A 14,624-nucleotide genomic window follows, 5' to 3' on the forward strand; every position below is an offset into this window, starting at 1 on the left:
GTTGGCCTTCCTTGGGTCGGCAGCTTAGCTTTGGCGGGCAATAACGAAGGCAGCCGCCTCTCGCAAGGTTTCTGCGTCCTCGCCATACACTGATAAGGCATCGCATGCGGATTGCACGAGGTCATGGGCGCGGCGTTTGGCCCCATCAAGGCCGAGGTGTGAAACAAATGTGGCCTTGCCGGCATGGGCATCTTTTCCGGTGGCCTTGCCAATGATGGCGGCATCACCTTCGACATCAAGGATGTCATCGGCAATTTGAAAGGCAAGGCCGAGATTTTCTGCATAGATGCGTAATTTGTGGCCGGGATCACCGACCATGCGGGGCCCAACCATCGCAGACCATTCTATCAAAGCCCCGGTTTTGCCTTTTTGTAGCACGGTAATTTCTTCAAGTGATAATGGTTCGGCCGCTGTTTCCGCCGCAATGTCCATGGCTTGCCCGCCCACCATGCCCTGCACCCCTGCTGCCGTCGCTAAACTCTGGACCAAAATCAGCGTATGTTCCGGGGCGCAGCGCGTCATGCTGACAAGCTGAAAAGCAATTGATTGGAGAGCATCACCCGCGAGCACAGCGGTTGCTTCGTCCCATTTGCGGTGGACCGTTGGCTGGCCCCGGCGAAGGTCGTCGTCGTCCATACAGGGAAGATCATCATGGATCAGCGAATATGAATGCAACGCCTCAATGGCACCAGCCGCGGGCAGCACTGCGCTGCCGCTGATGCCATGCAGTCGGGCAGTTTCAAGCACAAGAAACGCGCGCAACCCTTTTCCACCGGTCGTCGCGTAGCGCATCGCGTCCGACACAGGGCCTGTCCTACCGTTGATCAGGTGGTTGATTTGGTCATTTGCAGCTTCCTGCGCGTTCTTAAGGGCAACGGAAAAGGGATATCTCTTCAGGTCCACAATTTCGGAAACTTCAAAGCCCTTCAACAGATTTCGCCCCTGTTGGGTTCCCGTCGCCATCCAACGTGATTGCGGCAACCTTTTCTTCGGCCTCTTTCAACTTGGCCTCGCAGCGCGCCTTTAATTTCGCCCCGCGTTCATAAAGTGCGATACTTTCATCCAGTGCCACGTCACCCCGTTCAAGCTGACCCAGCACTTTCTCAAGCTCTGCCATCGCAGTTTCAAAGTTCATCTCTTCAACGGGGGTATCGCTCATCGCAGCCTCTCAATTCACTATTTGCGTGACTTTAATCCGGCCAGTCCGGCAATGCCAGCAGGTCGTCCAATATTGACGTGTTCAAATGGACCCCGGAAATCGCTTTAATCAGGGGCCAGCATATACCCTGCACCGCGCACGGTTTGAAGATATCGGGGCTGTTTCGGATTGTCTTCGATCTTGCGCCGCAACCGCGTTATCTGAACATCCACAGCGCGTTCCTGGGCCTGTCCACGATCCCGCCCCAATTCTTCAACCAGCTTTGCGCGGCTCAGGGGTGATCCGGGCTCGGCTGAGAATATTTTCATCAATTGGATTTCAGTGGCGGTCAGACGGACCAGCTCATCACCATGCCACATCTCACCGCGTTCAAGGTCATAGCGGATCGCACCCAGGGACATCACCTTGGGTGCTGCATCTTCTGCCTTCGTATCAGGCATACGGCGCAGAATGGCATTGATCCGCAAAAGCAGCTCTTTGGGCTCAAACGGTTTAGGCAGGTAATCATCGGCACCCGCTTCCAACCCTTCAATGCGGTTGCCGGTTTCGCCTTTGGCGGTCAGCAACAGGATCGGCGTTTGCATGGTTTCGCGCAACGAACGGGTCAGCGACAAACCGTCCTCTCCGGGCATCATCACGTCGAGTACGATCAGATCAAAATCGAGCCCAGTCAGGATCCGACGCGCGTGGCCCGCGTCGCGGGCGGCTGTCACCAAAAAACCGTTTCGCATCAGGAATTTCTGCAGGAGCGTGCGGATGCGTTCATCGTCGTCGACGATCAGCAGATGGGCGTCCATATCGGTCATGCACCATTCTCCTTCAATTGCGTGTAACTTTTTCGCATTTCCGGATCCATCATTGCTTCCAAAACCTTTCGAAATCCGGCCACAGAATCGGGCCCAGCATCGCGAAACGCCGCGCGCATCCGGGCGCGCTGTGCATCAGACAGTTTCTGTTCCAACGCGCGGCCTTTGTCCGTCAGAAACAGATGCCGTTCGCGTTTGTCGTTGCGCCCAACCTTGCTGATCACCAGACCATCGGCAATCAGAGTGCGCAACACACGGTTCAGTGATTGTTTGGTGACACCCAATATGTTCAAAAGGTTGTTCACCGTGGTGCCCGGTGCCCGGTTTACAAAGTGAACCGCACGGTGGTGTGCCCGACCATATGCCATATCGACCAAAATGCGATCCGGGTCAGCCGTAAAGCCGCGATAGGCGAAAAACATCGCCTCAATGCCCTGGCGCAGTTGCTCGTCCGTCAGAAACAAAAGGCTTTCGCCGCTGTTGGTGGAAGGTCCACGTCCGTCTGCCATCATGCGCCTCTTTTTTTCGTTGCAGCGAGTTTAAGTCAGTGTTGTTGACATTCCAAGCCTCAAAGGCTATCCAATTTCAGGTTTTGCGCAACTTTATGTCCGTTTCGGACATATTCTACGCAATAAATGCAAAAGTAGGCAATTTACTTGAAGGGGAATACCATGGCGGGCGCGTATGATGATCGGGATGGTCACATCTGGATGGACGGTCAGATGGTCCCTTGGCGCGATGCCAATATCCACATTCTGACCCATGCGATGCATTATGCGTCTTCAGTATTTGAGGGCGAACGCGCTTATAACGGCAAGATTTTCAAAAGCCGGGAACATTCCGAGCGCCTGAAGCGGTCGGCGAATATGATCGACTTTGACGTGCCCTATACAATTGATGAGATTGAGGCCGCGAAGGTCGAGGTTCTGGCGTCTTCGGGGTTGCAGGATGCCTATGTCAGGGCCATCGCATGGCGCGGCGTTGGTGAGGACATGGGCGTGGCATCCGCGCGCAACCCCGTGCGGCTGGCCATCGCCGCCTGGGAATGGGGTGCCTATTACGGTGATGCCAAGATGAAGGGTGCCAAGCTCGACATCTCGAAATGGAAGCGCCCCTCGCCAGAGACCATTCCCAGCCACGCCAAGGCGGCGGGTCTTTATATGATTTGCACGATGTCCAAGCACGCGGCAGAGGCCAAGGGATGTTCAGACGCCATGATGTTCGACTATCGCGGTTATGTGGCCGAGGCGACAGGCGCGAACATCTTTTTCGTCAAAGACGGTGAAGTCCATACACCCGACCCTGATTGTTTTCTGAATGGCATCACGCGCCAGACAGTCGTGGGGATGCTGAAAGACAAAGGCATCAAGGTGCACGAGCGTCATATCATGCCAGAAGAGCTGGAAGGATTTGAGCAGTGCTGGCTGACTGGCACGGCTGCCGAAGTCACACCCGTTGGTCAGATTGGCGACTACAATTTCGAGGTCGGCGCACTGACGCGCGATATCGCGGAGAGCTATGAGAAGCTGGTGCGGCGCTGAGCGCTGCAATTGCTGAGAAGGGACCAACACAGAGGCTGGGTCGCAGCCGTTCTCGACTTTGCTCAGATGTGAAAACCAAACCTGACCCAATTCTAAGGACCAAATTCCACGTTCCATTAAGCGCGGGTTTCACCGTTGGTCGGTTTGGCTTCTCTGGTGAAGGGCATGTCAGATCATGTGACGTCTATCCCCGTAGCGCCGGCAGTCCCACGCCAGTGCTTTCAAACCCGCCATCAGATGCAATGACCTGCCCGGTGACATAGCTGGACTTATCCGAACACAAGAACACTATTACTTCCGCGATCTCCTGTTCAGAACCATAGCGGTTCAGTGGGATCGCATCGTGGTAGGCATCGATGATGTCTTGTGTGTGCACGGCCATTGCCAGCTTGGTGCGCACAGGACCAGGGCAAACACAGTTGGCGCGGATGCCATGTTCGCCCAATTCTACGGCCTGTTGTTTTGTCAGCTGAATCACCGCCGCCTAGGAGGTGCCGTAGGCCACCCGCAACGTGGATGCACGCAGGCCCGAAATAGAGGCGATGTTGACAATTGCGCCCTGTGTTTGTTTGAGCGCTGGGGTTGCGACCTGAGACATGAGAAAAACACCGTCCAGATTTGTCTCCATCACCCGCCGCCAGCGGGCAAAGCCGGTTTCTTCAATAGGTCCAAAATCCGCGACGCCGGCATTGTTGACCAATGCATCGATGCGGCCAAATCTGGCCATGATATTTTGGATTGCAGCATCGACTGCACTTGGATCTGAAACGTCATAGTCAAAACCACTGGCACCTTGGCCCAAATCCTGCACTGCAGACTTTAGCGCGTCGGTGTCCCGGTCGAGGACGGCAACCAGCCAACCTGCGTCCAGAAAAAGCCGCGCGGTTGCCAAACCGATACCCCGCGCAGCACCTGTAACAAGTGCAACTTTTTCCAGCATTTTAGTAATCCACACCCTTCTGCGCTTTGATCCCCGCCTTGAAGGGGTGTTTGACCTCGGCCATTTCCGTCACCAAATCAGCATAGTCGCAAAGTTCGGGCTTTGCGTCGCGGCCAGTCAGGATCACGCCTGTGCGTTTGTCACGGGCATCCAGTCCCGCCAGCACATCCGCGACGGATACATACTCATACCGCATCGCGATGTTAATTTCGTCCAGCACGACCAGATCATAGTCACCGCTCTCCATCATCTCGCGGGCTTTGGCAAAGGCCGCCTGAGCGGCAGCGATATCGCGTTCCTTGTCTTGGGTATCCCAGGTGAAACCTTCACCCATGGTGTGCCATGTGACCTCGCCCAAACGATCAAAGAAAATCCGTTCGCCGGTTTTCCATTTGCCTTTGATGAACTGCACGACACCCACCTTCTGCTTCCAGCCCAATGCGCGCACCACGACGCCAAAGGCGCTGGATGATTTGCCTTTGCCAGCGCCGGTATGAACCAGCACCAGACCTTTTTCTGGGTCCTGCAGTTCGGAAACCTTGGCGCGCTGGGCGGCCTGGCGTTCTTTCATCTTTTCTTTGTGCTGGTTTTGATCCGCATCAGACATGGCATGCTCCCTTTGGGTGATTGACCGGCACCATAGGCAGTTGCATCGCAAGGTAAAGCCTTAGGCTTTGGGATCAGTCACGGATCGCGCACGCCCGCGTTCCAGCCCCAATTGGCGTTCGCGCCAGATGATCAAAACGCCACCTGCAATGACCAAAGATGCCCCGATCAGAATCGCGCGAGTCGGCACTTCGCTGAACACGACCCAGCCGATGATGCTGGCGAATATCATGGAGGCATAATCGAATGGTGCAAGCATAGATGCGGTGCCAAAACGATAGGATGAGGTGATCATGATTTGTGCAACACCGCCGATCAGACCTGCACAGATGATCAGTGTCAGAACCTCAATGCCCGGTGATGTCCAGGCCAGTGACGGGATGGGGAAAACCCAACCCAACGGCAACGAAAGCAGGGAAATGCAGGTCGCCGTAAGCGAAAAATAGAACACGATGGCCGAAGTGCTGTCGGTCTGTACCAATCGTCTGACGTGAATTTGCACCAACGCGCGCAGGATGGATGCGGTCAGAACCATCAGCGCACCCAGCGTTGCCGTTGCGCCCAGGTCGGCTCCGATGCTGAGGCGCGGTGCCAGTACGATCATCACGCCGACCAGCCCAAGGGCAACGGCCGAAAGACGAAACAGACGAACCGTTTCGCCCAGGAAAACCGCAGCAAACAGGACGGTAAACATCGGCGTGGCATATCCTATCGCCGTCACTTCGGGCAATGGCAGCAGCGCAAGCCCTGCAAATGTCAGCCCCATCGCCGTTGTGCCAAACAAGCCGCGCCAGACATGACCAAGCAGGTTGTTGACGTACAGCCCGTCGTGCAAATGCCCCTGTTGCCAAAGCCACAGACCGATCACCGGAATGGCAAAGAGAGAGCGAAAAAAGACTGCCTGACCGGGGGGCACGTCACCAGATGCCGCTTTGATCAGTGCGGCCATAACCATGAACAGAAAAACCGCGCCAAGCTTGAGAGCAATGGCGCGGCCGGGAATATTCTGTGTCAGGGCGCTGGGCATGGCCGCTTAATGCGCCCGCAATCGTTAAAGATCAAGCGAAGTTGCAGCGGTTCAGTTTAGCTGCGCTATGCCCAAGGGCACCGCAAATTCCAGGCACCAGATATAAAGCTCATTGTAGTCATCAATGTTCAAAGATGCAGGCACGACATAGCTTTGTGCGCCGTTGAGGTTTTTCAACGCGCCCAGGTCGGCGACTGAGACAAAGCTGCCTTCTTTGCCAAAACCCACGCGCGGGTCAGGTGCGCCATCCAGCGAAAAATCTTGATCGAAAGTGACGGTAGCCGTGCCGTCGGCATTCTTGGTAACTGTCACGCCACCTGTGGTTACGTGGTCGCTGGCACCTGTGAATGTTCCAGAGGTATCTGCATAGGCAGCGGTCACCGGGCCGAGGGCGATCATCGCGTTCAATGTGAGTGCAAATAGGGATTTCATTGGTTTGTCCTTTGATCTGGGTTGTATTGCTGTAGGGACCAAATACAGTTAGGAACCGAATAGTACAAAACACAAGAGCGTGAATTGTGTAACGGTTGGTTCCTAACTAGCTATTGAAGACATTGAGGAGCACGAGATGGCACGCCCGAGAGAGTTTGAACCAGATGATGCGATTGAAAAGGCGATGCAGGTCTTTTGGGCGCGCGGATATGATGGTGCATCGTTGCCGGAGCTTCTGGACGGCATGGGATTGACCCGAGGCAGTCTCTATAAAGCTTTCAAAGACAAGAGGAACCTCTTTCTGCTGGTCTTGGACCGGTACGAAGAGGCAGTCGTTGACACGGCAGTAGAGCTTTTGGAAAACCCTGAAGTTAAGCATGGAAAACAGCGGATTTTAATGCTGTTCGAAAGTGTGGCTCGCGCTGTCGCTGATGCGGATTACCGTGGGTGTTTGATGTGTACCGCTGCTACTGGCGACGCCGTGGATGATCCGAAGATTGCAAAATCAGTGAAAAAAGGGATGACGAAAATGCAGGCTGGATTCAGAAAAGCGCTGGAAGATGAGCGCAGTTTTGATCGGCTGGAACCAGAGACAAAGCACCGTTTGGCAAATCTGCTTTTGACGCAATACATTGGCCTGCGTGTTCTGGCGCGATCCCGATTGCCACTGGGAGTGCTGGAACAAAGTGTTCAGGGCCTCGATGAGGTTTTGAGTGCGGCTGCCAAATAGGGCAAAGAATTAACAGATATGACCGCGGTTTTCACCGATCTGACCGCGGTGCAACAATAGATGGTCCAGTATCACACAGGCCATCATCGCTTCGCCCACCGGGACCGCGCGAATACCGACACAAGGGTCATGGCGGCCCTTTGTGATGATTTCAGTATCTTCGCCCGACTTGGTGATGGTTTTTCGGGTGGTCAGAATGCTGGAGGTCGGCTTGACTGCAAACCGCACGACAATATCCTGCCCGGTGCTGATCCCGCCAAGGATACCGCCTGCGTGGTTCGACGAATAGACCGGCCCGTCCGGTCCCATACTGATTTCATCAGCGTTCAATTCGCCGGTCAGCATTGCGGCCGACATGCCTTCGCCAATTTCCACACCTTTGACCGCATTGATGCTCATCATTGCGGCGGCAAGATCGGTGTCGAGCTTGCCATAGACTGGCGCGCCAAGGCCCGCTGGCACGCCGCGTGCGACGACTTCAATGATTGCGCCGACGGATGATCCTGATTTGCGCAATCCATCAAGGTAATCTGCCCATGCTTCAGCGGCGTTGGCGTCCGGGACCCAAAATGGATTCTGGTTGATCTGGTCCCAGTCAAACGCAGCGCGGTCAATCTGATGCGGTCCCATCTGTACCATGTATCCGGTGATCCGGACGGCTGGTGCCATTGCCTTGATCGCTTCGCGTGCCAACCCACCGGCGGCCACACGAGACGCCGTTTCGCGGGCTGATGACCGCCCCCCCCCGCGGTAATCACGAATGCCGTATTTTTGGTAATAGGTGATATCGGCATGGCCGGGGCGAAACTTGTCTTTGATGTCGCCATAGTCCTTGGACCGCTGATCTGTGTTTTCGATCATCAACTGAATAGGCGTCCCCGTTGTGACCCCTTCAAAGACACCGGACAGGATGCGCACCTCATCCGCTTCGCGGCGTTGCGTGGTGTATTTGTTCTGACCCGGTTTACGTTTGTCGAGCCAGTGCTGGATCATCTCGGCATCGACATTCACGCCGGGGGGGCAGCCGTCGACAGTGGCACCAATCGCTGGTCCATGGCTTTCGCCCCAGGTGGTCACGCGGAAAAGATGGCCAAAGCTGTTGATCGACATGGGACGTACTCCTGTTGGCATGATCCTTAGCGTCCGGGACGAATTGCCTCAAGGGGATTTGGCTTGCATCCCTGACACACACCTCCTACCTCTGGTCCTACCTCGGGGGGCACTGATTGTGCTGAGATTGCGAAAGCTGACCCGTAGAACCTGAACCGGTTAACACCGGCGGAGGGAAGGTCTGGACATCCATCCACCTTTTTCCTTTCGCCGCAAAAGGAGGATGCGATGAAGTATCTTGCACTTGCGACGGCCATTATGGGGGCCCCAATTTTTACCCATGCGGCATATGCCGAAACACCCATACTCACCGTCTATGCGGGTGATTATTTTACGTCTGAATGGGGCCCAGGCCCGGTGATTGAGGCGGAATTTGAAAAGATCTGCGATTGCGATCTGGAGTTTTCAACTGGCGACCTGCTGCCACGGCTTTTGTTGGAAGGCACTCGAACCAAGGCTGATGTTGTCATTGGTTTGACGTCGGATGTGACCGCAAAGGCGCGTGCGACGGGCCTGTTCGCGCCGCATGGTCAGGACAACGGCGCGCTGACATTGCCGATTGAGTGGGCCGACGACACCTTCTTGCCATTCAACTATGGTCACACCGCGTTCATCTATGACGACACGCGCATGGCGACCCCGCCTGCCAGCTTTGACGAACTGCTGGCCATGCCTGATGATATAAAGATCGTCATCCAGGACCCGCGCACCTCGATCTCTGGTCTGGCGCTCGTTCTTTGGGTTCAGTCGGTTTATGGTGATGAGGCTGAGGCGGCATGGGCCAAACTTGCCCCAAAAATTCTTACCGTGACCAAGGATTGGTCAGCCAGCTATGGCATGTTCACCGATGGTGAGGCCGACATGGTGCTGAGCTATACGACATCGCCAGCGTACCACATGTTCGCCGAGGAAGATTTTACCAAACATGCCGCTCTGTTCTCGGAAGGACATTATTTCATGGTTGAAACGGTGGCTAAGATCGCCAAAACGGATCAGCCCGAATTGGCAGATCAATTTATGGCCTATGTGATGTCGTCCGAATTCCAGACGATCATCCCGACGGCCAACTGGTCGCTGCCGTCCGCATTGCCGCGAGAAAGCTGGCCCGAAGGATGGTCCGATTTGCCGTTGCCGGAAAACGTGCTGTTTTATGACGAACTTGAAGCAGCCGCCTTGCAATACAAAGCGATCGAAGCATGGCGCAGCGCGCTGACTCAGTAGCCACACGGGTTGGCATTGCCGCTGCTGCTTTGGTGGTAGCGGCGGTTTTGCTGGCTTTTGTTGGCATCGCGACGCGCGCGGAGCCGGGGGCTGGCCTTGGACCCGGTGATTGGGCTGCGATCCGGTTTACGGTAGTTCAATCGGTTTTGTCAGCAGCGTTGTCGGTCCTGTTGGCCATTCCGCTTGCCCGCGCATTGGCGCGGCGTCAATTCATTGGGCGCGGCGTTCTGGTCACGCTTCTGGGTGCGCCATTTATCTTGCCTGTGATTGTTGCCGTGCTTGGCCTCGTGACTGTCTTTGGCAGAAGCGGTTGGTTGAATACCGGGCTAGCCATGGTTGGTCTGCCGGGCGTTTCCATTTACGGTCTGCATGGTGTGGTTTTGGCCCATGTATTCTTTAATCTGCCACTGGCCACCCGGTTGTTGTTGCAGGGCTGGCAAACCATCCCGGCAGAACGGTTCAGACTGGCCGCGCAATTGCGCCTGACGCCTGTATCGCTTTTTCGCACCTTGGAATGGCCGTTGCTCAAACAGATTGTACCGGGGGTGGCGGCGTTGGTTTTTGTCATCTGCCTGACCAGCTTTGCAGTGGCACTTACGCTTGGTGGTGGCCCGCGTGCCACGACTGTTGAATTGGCAATTTATCAGGCGTTCAAGTTTGATTTTGATCTCGGCCGCGCGGCATCGCTTGCGGTGGTGCAATTGGTCCTTGCCGGAGGGGCGGCACTGATTGCTTTGTCGATGATTCCCGCCATCAGCATCGGCGGGGGCATAGACCGGCCTGTACAACGCTGGGACGCCGAGAGTGGCGTGCAGCGCAGTCTGGATATTGGCATCATTGTGTTATCTGCACTGTTCCTGTTGCTGCCTTTGGGGGCGGTTGTGCTGCGCGGCCTTGCCGGGCTTGGTCAGGTGCCGGTGTCCGTTTGGCAGGCGGCGGGTGCATCGGTCTATGTGGCCACGATCAGCATGGTGGTTCTGGGCCTGCTGGCGCTGCCCATGGCCGGATGGATTGCGTCCCGCCGCACTGGCGGGGTAGAGGCGATTGGCCTTTTGGGGCTTTCCGCATCGCCGTTGATGATCGGGACAGGTTGGTTCATCCTGATAAATCCCGTGGCTGATCCTGTGCAATTGGCGCTGCCTGTTACCGCCTTGGTCAATGCGTTGATGGCGCTGCCCTTTGCCCTGCGCATCATGGTGCCAAGGCTGCGCGACACAGTGCAAGATTATGGGCGGTTGGGTGAAAGTCTGGGAATGCGGGGTTGGCCGCTTTGGCGCTGGTTGATCCTGCCGCGCTTGCGGGCCCAAATCGGATTTGCAGCCGGGCTCACGGGCGCTTTATCTGTCGGTGATTTGGGCGTTATCGCACTTTTTGCGGACCCGGACCGGGCAACATTGCCTTTGCAAATGTACCGTCTGATGGGGGCATACCGGATGGAGGCTGCGGCGGGTGCAGCGCTTATCTTGCTGGTCTTGGCGCTTGGCGTTTTTTGGGTCTGCGATAAAGGAGGACGCTGGCATGCTGAGGCTTGAGAACACCGTCATTCGGCAAGGGGACTTTATTCTGGCGGCAGATATGACCCTTGATCAGGGGCAAAAGTATGCGGTGATCGGCCCTTCCGGAGCAGGCAAATCAACGCTGCTTAGTGCAATTTGTGGGTTCATCCCGCTTGATCAGGGGCGGATCATCTGGGATGGGCGCGACATCACCGATGCGGTGCCGGGCGCGAGACCGATGACCATGCTTTTTCAGGACAACAACCTGTTCCCCCATCTGACAGTGGCGCAAAATGTTGGCCTTGGCCTGCGTGCGAACCTGCGCCTGAGTGCAGCAGATAACGGCCGGGTCAAAGATGCGCTTGATCGCGTGGGTCTATCGGACCACGCGGGAAAACGGCCCGGTGCATTGTCCGGTGGACAACAAAGCCGCGCGGCGCTGGCGCGGGTTCTGGTGCAGGCCAGACCGCTGGTTCTGCTGGACGAGCCGTTTGCAGCCCTGGGACCAGCCTTGCGCAACGATATGCTGGATCTGATGTGCGATCTTGCGTCCGAAACCAAGGTCACGCTGATCATGGTCACACATGCGCCAGAGGATGTGAGGCGGATCGCCGATCAGGTCATTTTTGTCGAAGGCGGGATTGCGCAAGCGCCGCAACCTGCGGGGATTTTGTTGGACAATCCACCGCCGGAATTGCGCGACTACCTCGGGTGAAGTGGCTGATATGGGAAGATCAGTTCTCTAGCTCCTCATACGCTTCGACGATGCTCAGGGCGGCCTCCGCGGCCTCGCGTCCCTTGGACACAAAATGGTTGCGATAGATGGCGTTGTGATGATCGGTCTCTTGATATTGGTGCGGCGTCAATGAAACCGAGAGTATCGGCACCCCAACATCCAATCCGACGCGCATCAATCCATCGACAACGGAACTGGCGACAAAATCGTGTCGATAGATGCCGCCATCGACCACAAAGGCGGCACAGACGATTGCGCTGTAGTTACCTGTTTTGGCAAGGGTCTGAGCCATCAACGGCATTTCAAACGCGCCCGGAACGTCGAAAACATCCACAAATTCGGGGGCAATAATCTCGGTGAAACCGTCCAAGGCACAATCGACAATATCTGCGTGCCATTGCGCTTTGACAAAGGCAAAGCGGGTGAGGGCGGAACTTAGCTGTGTCATATGTGATCTCCTTGTTTGGTCTCGACACGTCCACCCAAGGCGATCACGAAGACACGCGGCAGGCCAGAGCCTGCTTATTGTCCACGCATTCTCTTTCATCCGGACTATGACCGTCGGCTCTGGGTTCACACCAGATCTGCTGTCCAAGCCTTCTGCGTGAGCAGAGGGCGTTGCGCTCGCGGGCTCCTGTGGGACTGACCACTTACCGCCGGTGGGGAATTTCACCCCGCCCTGAGAATGGTGCCACGTTGCCAAGGCTCGGCGAAACCTGCAATAGCAAAAGGGTAAGAGCGGAAGGACAGTTACGATGCACCCAAACCCGATTTATCATGATGCGGATGCTGCCCGTAACCTGGGCTATGCCCGCGAACGGGGGTTTGGGATATTGGCGGCGAATGCCAAAAACGGTCCGCAGATTGCCCATATTCCATTTCTGTTGGATGAGGCGGGCAATGTGGCTGACCTGCATTTGGTCCGTTCAAACCCAATTGCGCGCGCGTTACACGAACCGATGACTGTTAAAATCGCTGTTTCCGGCCCAGACACCTACATTTCACCCGATTGGTACGGCGTCCCCGACCAGGTGCCGACGTGGAATTATGTCGCCGTGCATCTGACCGGTGTTCTTGAGCTGCGCCCACAAGAAGAACTGCGCGACCTGTTGGATCGACAATCGGCTTTCTACGAGGACCGGTTATTGCCCAAACAACCATGGAAGACCGCCAAGATGACCAAAGACGTTTTGGACAAGATGATGCGTCAGATCGTGCCTTGTCGGATGCAGGTCACGGGTGTGGATGGGACTTGGAAGCTGAACCAGAACAAGCCTGATGCTGTGCGGCTGTCAGCGGCTGATCATGTCGCGGGATACGGTTTTGGTGCAGAAACGGATGTAATTGCCGCGTTGATGCGTGGGGTCGGGGAAGAATGATTGCACATAGCGGAACACGAGGTGATACTTCGTGCGAGCCAGCAAAGGATACATGATGCAACTCGCCTATTCCCCCACCTCGCCTTATGTCCGCAAAGTGATGGTGCTATTGCATGAAACCAGTCAATTGGACGACGTGACGCTGCAAGAGCAATCCGGCACGCCACTTGCGCCTGCCGATGGTTTGCTTCCCAAAAATCCGCTGGGGAAAGTACCAGCACTTGAACGGCCTGACGGGCCAACGCTGTATGACAGCCGGGTAATATGTGCCTATCTCGACGATCGGGCAGGTGGTAAATTGTACGGGTCCGGCGCGCGGCATTGGGACTCGCTGACGCTTGAGGCGACGGCCGACGGTATCTTGGATGCGGCGCTGCTGATGGTTTATGAAACGCGGCTGCGACCCGAAAATTTGCGAATGGACGCATGGGTTGACGGTCAGTGGGATAAGATCGCCCGCGCCTGTGCTGCGCTGAACACCCGCTGGATGAGCCATCTGTCCGGGCCGTTGGATATGGGTCAGATCGCTGTTGGCTGCGCCCTTGGTTACGTCGATTTTCGTTTGGATGCGCGGGGATGGCGCACAGGCAACGACGCGTTATCGGCCTGGTTCGAGAAATTTGATTCGCGTGCCTCAATGCAGGCAACCCAACCGCCAAAGGGGTAATCGGGGCCTGATTGCGATGTTTTTTTGCATAACCCGGACCCCCTGCGACCCTTTGCGCGGCTTTGACATCTGGACGGGCGCGCCCTGTCCCGGTAGATACCGAATTGAAGTTGGGTAACATGTGACGTGATGCCCCTATGTCTGATGGTCACTGATTGGCCAAGAAGTGGAGAAAACTCGTGTCTCAAGCAGATGATCACGCAGGCAACCGGAGGGATTTCCTCTATTATGCGACTGCCGGTACAGGTGTTGTCGCCGTTGGTGCTGCCGTTTGGCCCCTGGTGAACCAGATGAACCCGTCAGCGGACGTGCTTGCGCTGTCGTCTATCCGTGTGGATGTAGGCGGTGTTGAACCTGGCACGCAATTGACCGTCAAATGGCTGGGCAAGCCCGTTTTTATCCGCCACCGCAGTGGTGCTGAGATCCAAGAGGCAAAAGCGCAGGATGAGGCAGCCGTCGGTGCGCTTCCTGACGAAAGTGCGCGTAACGCAAATATTTCTGACCCCAACGCGGTCGCGACCGATGCGAACCGTGTGATGCCGTCACCAGAGGGCGAAGCGCCGGGTGCCTGGATCGTTCAGATGGGTGTTTGCACACATCTGGGATGTGTGCCGCTGGCTGATGCCGGGGATTTTGGCGGCTGGTTCTGCCCGTGCCACGGCTCTCACTACGACTTGTCTGGCCGTATCCGCAAAGGTCCGGCCCCGGAAAATCTGCCGATCCCGCCTGCTTCTTGGGCGGACAACACAACAATTAAGCTGGGTTAAGGGAGCA

17 protein-coding genes, 1 pseudogene and 2 riboswitches are annotated in these 14,624 nt (G+C 56.2%); of the genes and pseudogenes, 8 read left to right on the top strand and 10 right to left on the bottom strand.

Translation table 11 applies throughout. From position 1 onward, the window contains the following. Window positions 1–24: 24 nt before the first annotated feature. The 4 genes from ACEWL3_RS09425 to ACEWL3_RS09440 form a co-directional block, all read right to left on the bottom strand. A complete protein-coding gene (locus ACEWL3_RS09425; RefSeq protein ID WP_435000785.1) occupies window positions 25–963 on the bottom strand; it encodes a polyprenyl synthetase family protein in 939 nt (312 codons plus the stop codon). Next, window positions 917–1,159, bottom strand: coding sequence for an exodeoxyribonuclease VII small subunit (locus tag ACEWL3_RS09430; RefSeq protein WP_114876796.1), 243 nt, complete (start codon window positions 1,157–1,159; stop codon window positions 917–919). The genes ACEWL3_RS09425 and ACEWL3_RS09430 overlap by 47 nt, the downstream gene beginning before the upstream one ends. A gap of 104 nt (window positions 1,160–1,263) precedes the next feature. Further along, window positions 1,264–1,965: a response regulator gene (locus tag ACEWL3_RS09435; RefSeq protein ID WP_114876797.1), complete on the bottom strand. Its 702-nt coding sequence runs from the start codon at window positions 1,963–1,965 to the stop codon at window positions 1,264–1,266. Further along, a complete protein-coding gene (locus ACEWL3_RS09440) occupies window positions 1,962–2,474 on the bottom strand; it encodes a MarR family winged helix-turn-helix transcriptional regulator (RefSeq protein WP_386182427.1) in 513 nt (170 codons plus the stop codon). Before ACEWL3_RS09440 ends, ACEWL3_RS09435 begins: the two co-directional genes overlap by 4 nt. A 162-nt stretch (window positions 2,475–2,636) precedes the next feature. On the opposite strand from ACEWL3_RS09440, the gene ACEWL3_RS09445 reads away from it, so the two are divergent. Further along, complete coding sequence (locus ACEWL3_RS09445) at window positions 2,637–3,506, top strand: branched-chain amino acid aminotransferase (protein WP_386182425.1); 870 nt, start codon at window positions 2,637–2,639, stop codon at window positions 3,504–3,506. Window positions 3,507–3,690: 184 nt separating this feature from the next. On the opposite strand, the pseudogene ACEWL3_RS09450 reads toward ACEWL3_RS09445, so the two are convergent. The 4 genes and pseudogenes from ACEWL3_RS09450 to ACEWL3_RS09465 all read right to left on the bottom strand — a co-directional run bounded on the left by ACEWL3_RS09450 (window position 3,691) and on the right by ACEWL3_RS09465 (window position 6,511). After that, window positions 3,691–4,446: pseudogene (locus tag ACEWL3_RS09450) on the bottom strand (SDR family NAD(P)-dependent oxidoreductase). Between the two features lies 1 nt (window position 4,447). Further along, complete coding sequence (gene cobO / locus ACEWL3_RS09455; RefSeq protein ID WP_386182423.1) at window positions 4,448–5,053, bottom strand: cob(I)yrinic acid a,c-diamide adenosyltransferase; 606 nt, start codon at window positions 5,051–5,053, stop codon at window positions 4,448–4,450. 60 nt (window positions 5,054–5,113) lie between these two features. Further along, window positions 5,114–6,079, bottom strand: coding sequence for a DMT family transporter (locus tag ACEWL3_RS09460; RefSeq protein ID WP_386182421.1), 966 nt, complete (start codon window positions 6,077–6,079; stop codon window positions 5,114–5,116). Between the two features lie 51 nt (window positions 6,080–6,130). Beyond that, window positions 6,131–6,511, bottom strand: coding sequence for a DM13 domain-containing protein (locus ACEWL3_RS09465; protein ID WP_386182419.1), 381 nt, complete (start codon window positions 6,509–6,511; stop codon window positions 6,131–6,133). A 136-nt stretch (window positions 6,512–6,647) separates the two neighbouring features. Between ACEWL3_RS09465 and ACEWL3_RS09470 the strand changes: the two genes are divergently transcribed. Then, window positions 6,648–7,241, top strand: coding sequence for a TetR/AcrR family transcriptional regulator (locus ACEWL3_RS09470; RefSeq protein WP_386182417.1), 594 nt, complete (start codon window positions 6,648–6,650; stop codon window positions 7,239–7,241). Between the two features lie 9 nt (window positions 7,242–7,250). Here the strand turns inward: ACEWL3_RS09470 and aroC are convergent, their stop codons facing one another. Further along, window positions 7,251–8,351: a chorismate synthase gene (gene aroC, locus ACEWL3_RS09475; protein WP_386182520.1), complete on the bottom strand. Its 1,101-nt coding sequence runs from the start codon at window positions 8,349–8,351 to the stop codon at window positions 7,251–7,253. Window positions 8,352–8,444: 93 nt separating this feature from the next. Then, a riboswitch (TPP riboswitch) is annotated at window positions 8,445–8,545 on the top strand. A gap of 34 nt (window positions 8,546–8,579) precedes the next feature. On the opposite strand from aroC, the gene ACEWL3_RS09480 reads away from it, so the two are divergent. Genes ACEWL3_RS09480 through ACEWL3_RS09490 form a run of 3 tightly spaced genes read left to right on the top strand, consistent with a single transcriptional unit; the run spans window position 8,580 to window position 11,783 of the window. Then, complete coding sequence (locus ACEWL3_RS09480) at window positions 8,580–9,572, top strand: thiamine ABC transporter substrate-binding protein (RefSeq protein ID WP_386182415.1); 993 nt, start codon at window positions 8,580–8,582, stop codon at window positions 9,570–9,572. Then, the gene (locus ACEWL3_RS09485) at window positions 9,548–11,104 is read left to right on the top strand and encodes a thiamine/thiamine pyrophosphate ABC transporter permease ThiP (protein WP_386182413.1); all 1,557 of its coding nucleotides are present in this window, start codon (window positions 9,548–9,550) and stop codon (window positions 11,102–11,104) included. Before ACEWL3_RS09480 ends, ACEWL3_RS09485 begins: the two co-directional genes overlap by 25 nt. Further along, window positions 11,091–11,783, top strand: coding sequence for a thiamine ABC transporter ATP-binding protein (locus ACEWL3_RS09490; protein WP_386182411.1), 693 nt, complete (start codon window positions 11,091–11,093; stop codon window positions 11,781–11,783). The genes ACEWL3_RS09485 and ACEWL3_RS09490 overlap by 14 nt, the downstream gene beginning before the upstream one ends. Before the next feature lie 19 nt (window positions 11,784–11,802). Here the strand turns inward: ACEWL3_RS09490 and ACEWL3_RS09495 are convergent, their stop codons facing one another. Beyond that, entirely contained in the window at window positions 11,803–12,252 is a 450-nt protein-coding gene (locus tag ACEWL3_RS09495) for a 6,7-dimethyl-8-ribityllumazine synthase (RefSeq protein WP_386182409.1), read from the bottom strand. An 83-nt stretch (window positions 12,253–12,335) separates the two neighbouring features. Further along, window positions 12,336–12,495: riboswitch (FMN riboswitch) on the bottom strand. A 64-nt stretch (window positions 12,496–12,559) separates the two neighbouring features. Here ACEWL3_RS09495 and ACEWL3_RS09500 point away from each other — a divergent pair. The 3 genes from ACEWL3_RS09500 to petA all read left to right on the top strand — a co-directional run bounded on the left by ACEWL3_RS09500 (window position 12,560) and on the right by petA (window position 14,617). Continuing rightward, the gene (locus tag ACEWL3_RS09500; protein WP_386182407.1) at window positions 12,560–13,183 is read left to right on the top strand and encodes an FMN-binding negative transcriptional regulator; all 624 of its coding nucleotides are present in this window, start codon (window positions 12,560–12,562) and stop codon (window positions 13,181–13,183) included. Between the two features lie 55 nt (window positions 13,184–13,238). Beyond that, on the top strand, window positions 13,239–13,850 hold the full coding sequence (locus ACEWL3_RS09505; protein WP_386182518.1) for a glutathione S-transferase: 612 nt from the start codon (window positions 13,239–13,241) through the stop codon (window positions 13,848–13,850). Between the two features lie 179 nt (window positions 13,851–14,029). Further along, window positions 14,030–14,617, top strand: a complete 588-nt coding sequence (gene petA, locus ACEWL3_RS09510) for a ubiquinol-cytochrome c reductase iron-sulfur subunit (RefSeq protein ID WP_386182405.1) — start codon at window positions 14,030–14,032, stop codon at window positions 14,615–14,617. Window positions 14,618–14,624: the final 7 nt, after the last annotated feature.

The sequence above is a fragment of the Sulfitobacter sediminivivens genome, from assembly GCF_042611115.2.
In the GTDB taxonomy this organism is placed as follows: domain Bacteria; phylum Pseudomonadota; class Alphaproteobacteria; order Rhodobacterales; family Rhodobacteraceae; genus Sulfitobacter; species Sulfitobacter sediminivivens.

Bases quoted from the DNA above. Each gene is read 5' to 3' on its own strand.
- ACEWL3_RS09440 (WP_386182427.1), bottom strand. From the start codon at position 2,474: ATGGCAGACGGACGTGGACCTTCCACCAACAGCGGCGAAAGCCTTTTG.
- ACEWL3_RS09505 (WP_386182518.1), top strand. From the start codon at position 13,239: ATGCAACTCGCCTATTCCCCCACCTCGCCTTATGTCCGCAAAGTGATG.
- ACEWL3_RS09470 (WP_386182417.1), top strand. From the start codon at position 6,648: ATGGCACGCCCGAGAGAGTTTGAACCAGATGATGCGATTGAAAAGGCG.
- ACEWL3_RS09500 (WP_386182407.1), top strand. From the start codon at position 12,560: ATGCACCCAAACCCGATTTATCATGATGCGGATGCTGCCCGTAACCTG.
- cobO (WP_386182423.1), bottom strand. From the start codon at position 5,053: ATGTCTGATGCGGATCAAAACCAGCACAAAGAAAAGATGAAAGAACGC.
- ACEWL3_RS09485 (WP_386182413.1), top strand. From the start codon at position 9,548: ATGGCGCAGCGCGCTGACTCAGTAGCCACACGGGTTGGCATTGCCGCT.
- ACEWL3_RS09425 (WP_435000785.1), bottom strand. From the start codon at position 963: ATGGCGACGGGAACCCAACAGGGGCGAAATCTGTTGAAGGGCTTTGAA.
- ACEWL3_RS09465 (WP_386182419.1), bottom strand. From the start codon at position 6,511: ATGAAATCCCTATTTGCACTCACATTGAACGCGATGATCGCCCTCGGC.
- ACEWL3_RS09495 (WP_386182409.1), bottom strand. From the start codon at position 12,252: ATGACACAGCTAAGTTCCGCCCTCACCCGCTTTGCCTTTGTCAAAGCG.
- ACEWL3_RS09445 (WP_386182425.1), top strand. From the start codon at position 2,637: ATGGCGGGCGCGTATGATGATCGGGATGGTCACATCTGGATGGACGGT.
- ACEWL3_RS09430 (WP_114876796.1), bottom strand. From the start codon at position 1,159: ATGAGCGATACCCCCGTTGAAGAGATGAACTTTGAAACTGCGATGGCA.
- ACEWL3_RS09490 (WP_386182411.1), top strand. From the start codon at position 11,091: ATGCTGAGGCTTGAGAACACCGTCATTCGGCAAGGGGACTTTATTCTG.
- aroC (WP_386182520.1), bottom strand. From the start codon at position 8,351: ATGTCGATCAACAGCTTTGGCCATCTTTTCCGCGTGACCACCTGGGGC.
- ACEWL3_RS09480 (WP_386182415.1), top strand. From the start codon at position 8,580: ATGAAGTATCTTGCACTTGCGACGGCCATTATGGGGGCCCCAATTTTT.
- ACEWL3_RS09435 (WP_114876797.1), bottom strand. From the start codon at position 1,965: ATGACCGATATGGACGCCCATCTGCTGATCGTCGACGACGATGAACGC.
- ACEWL3_RS09460 (WP_386182421.1), bottom strand. From the start codon at position 6,079: ATGCCCAGCGCCCTGACACAGAATATTCCCGGCCGCGCCATTGCTCTC.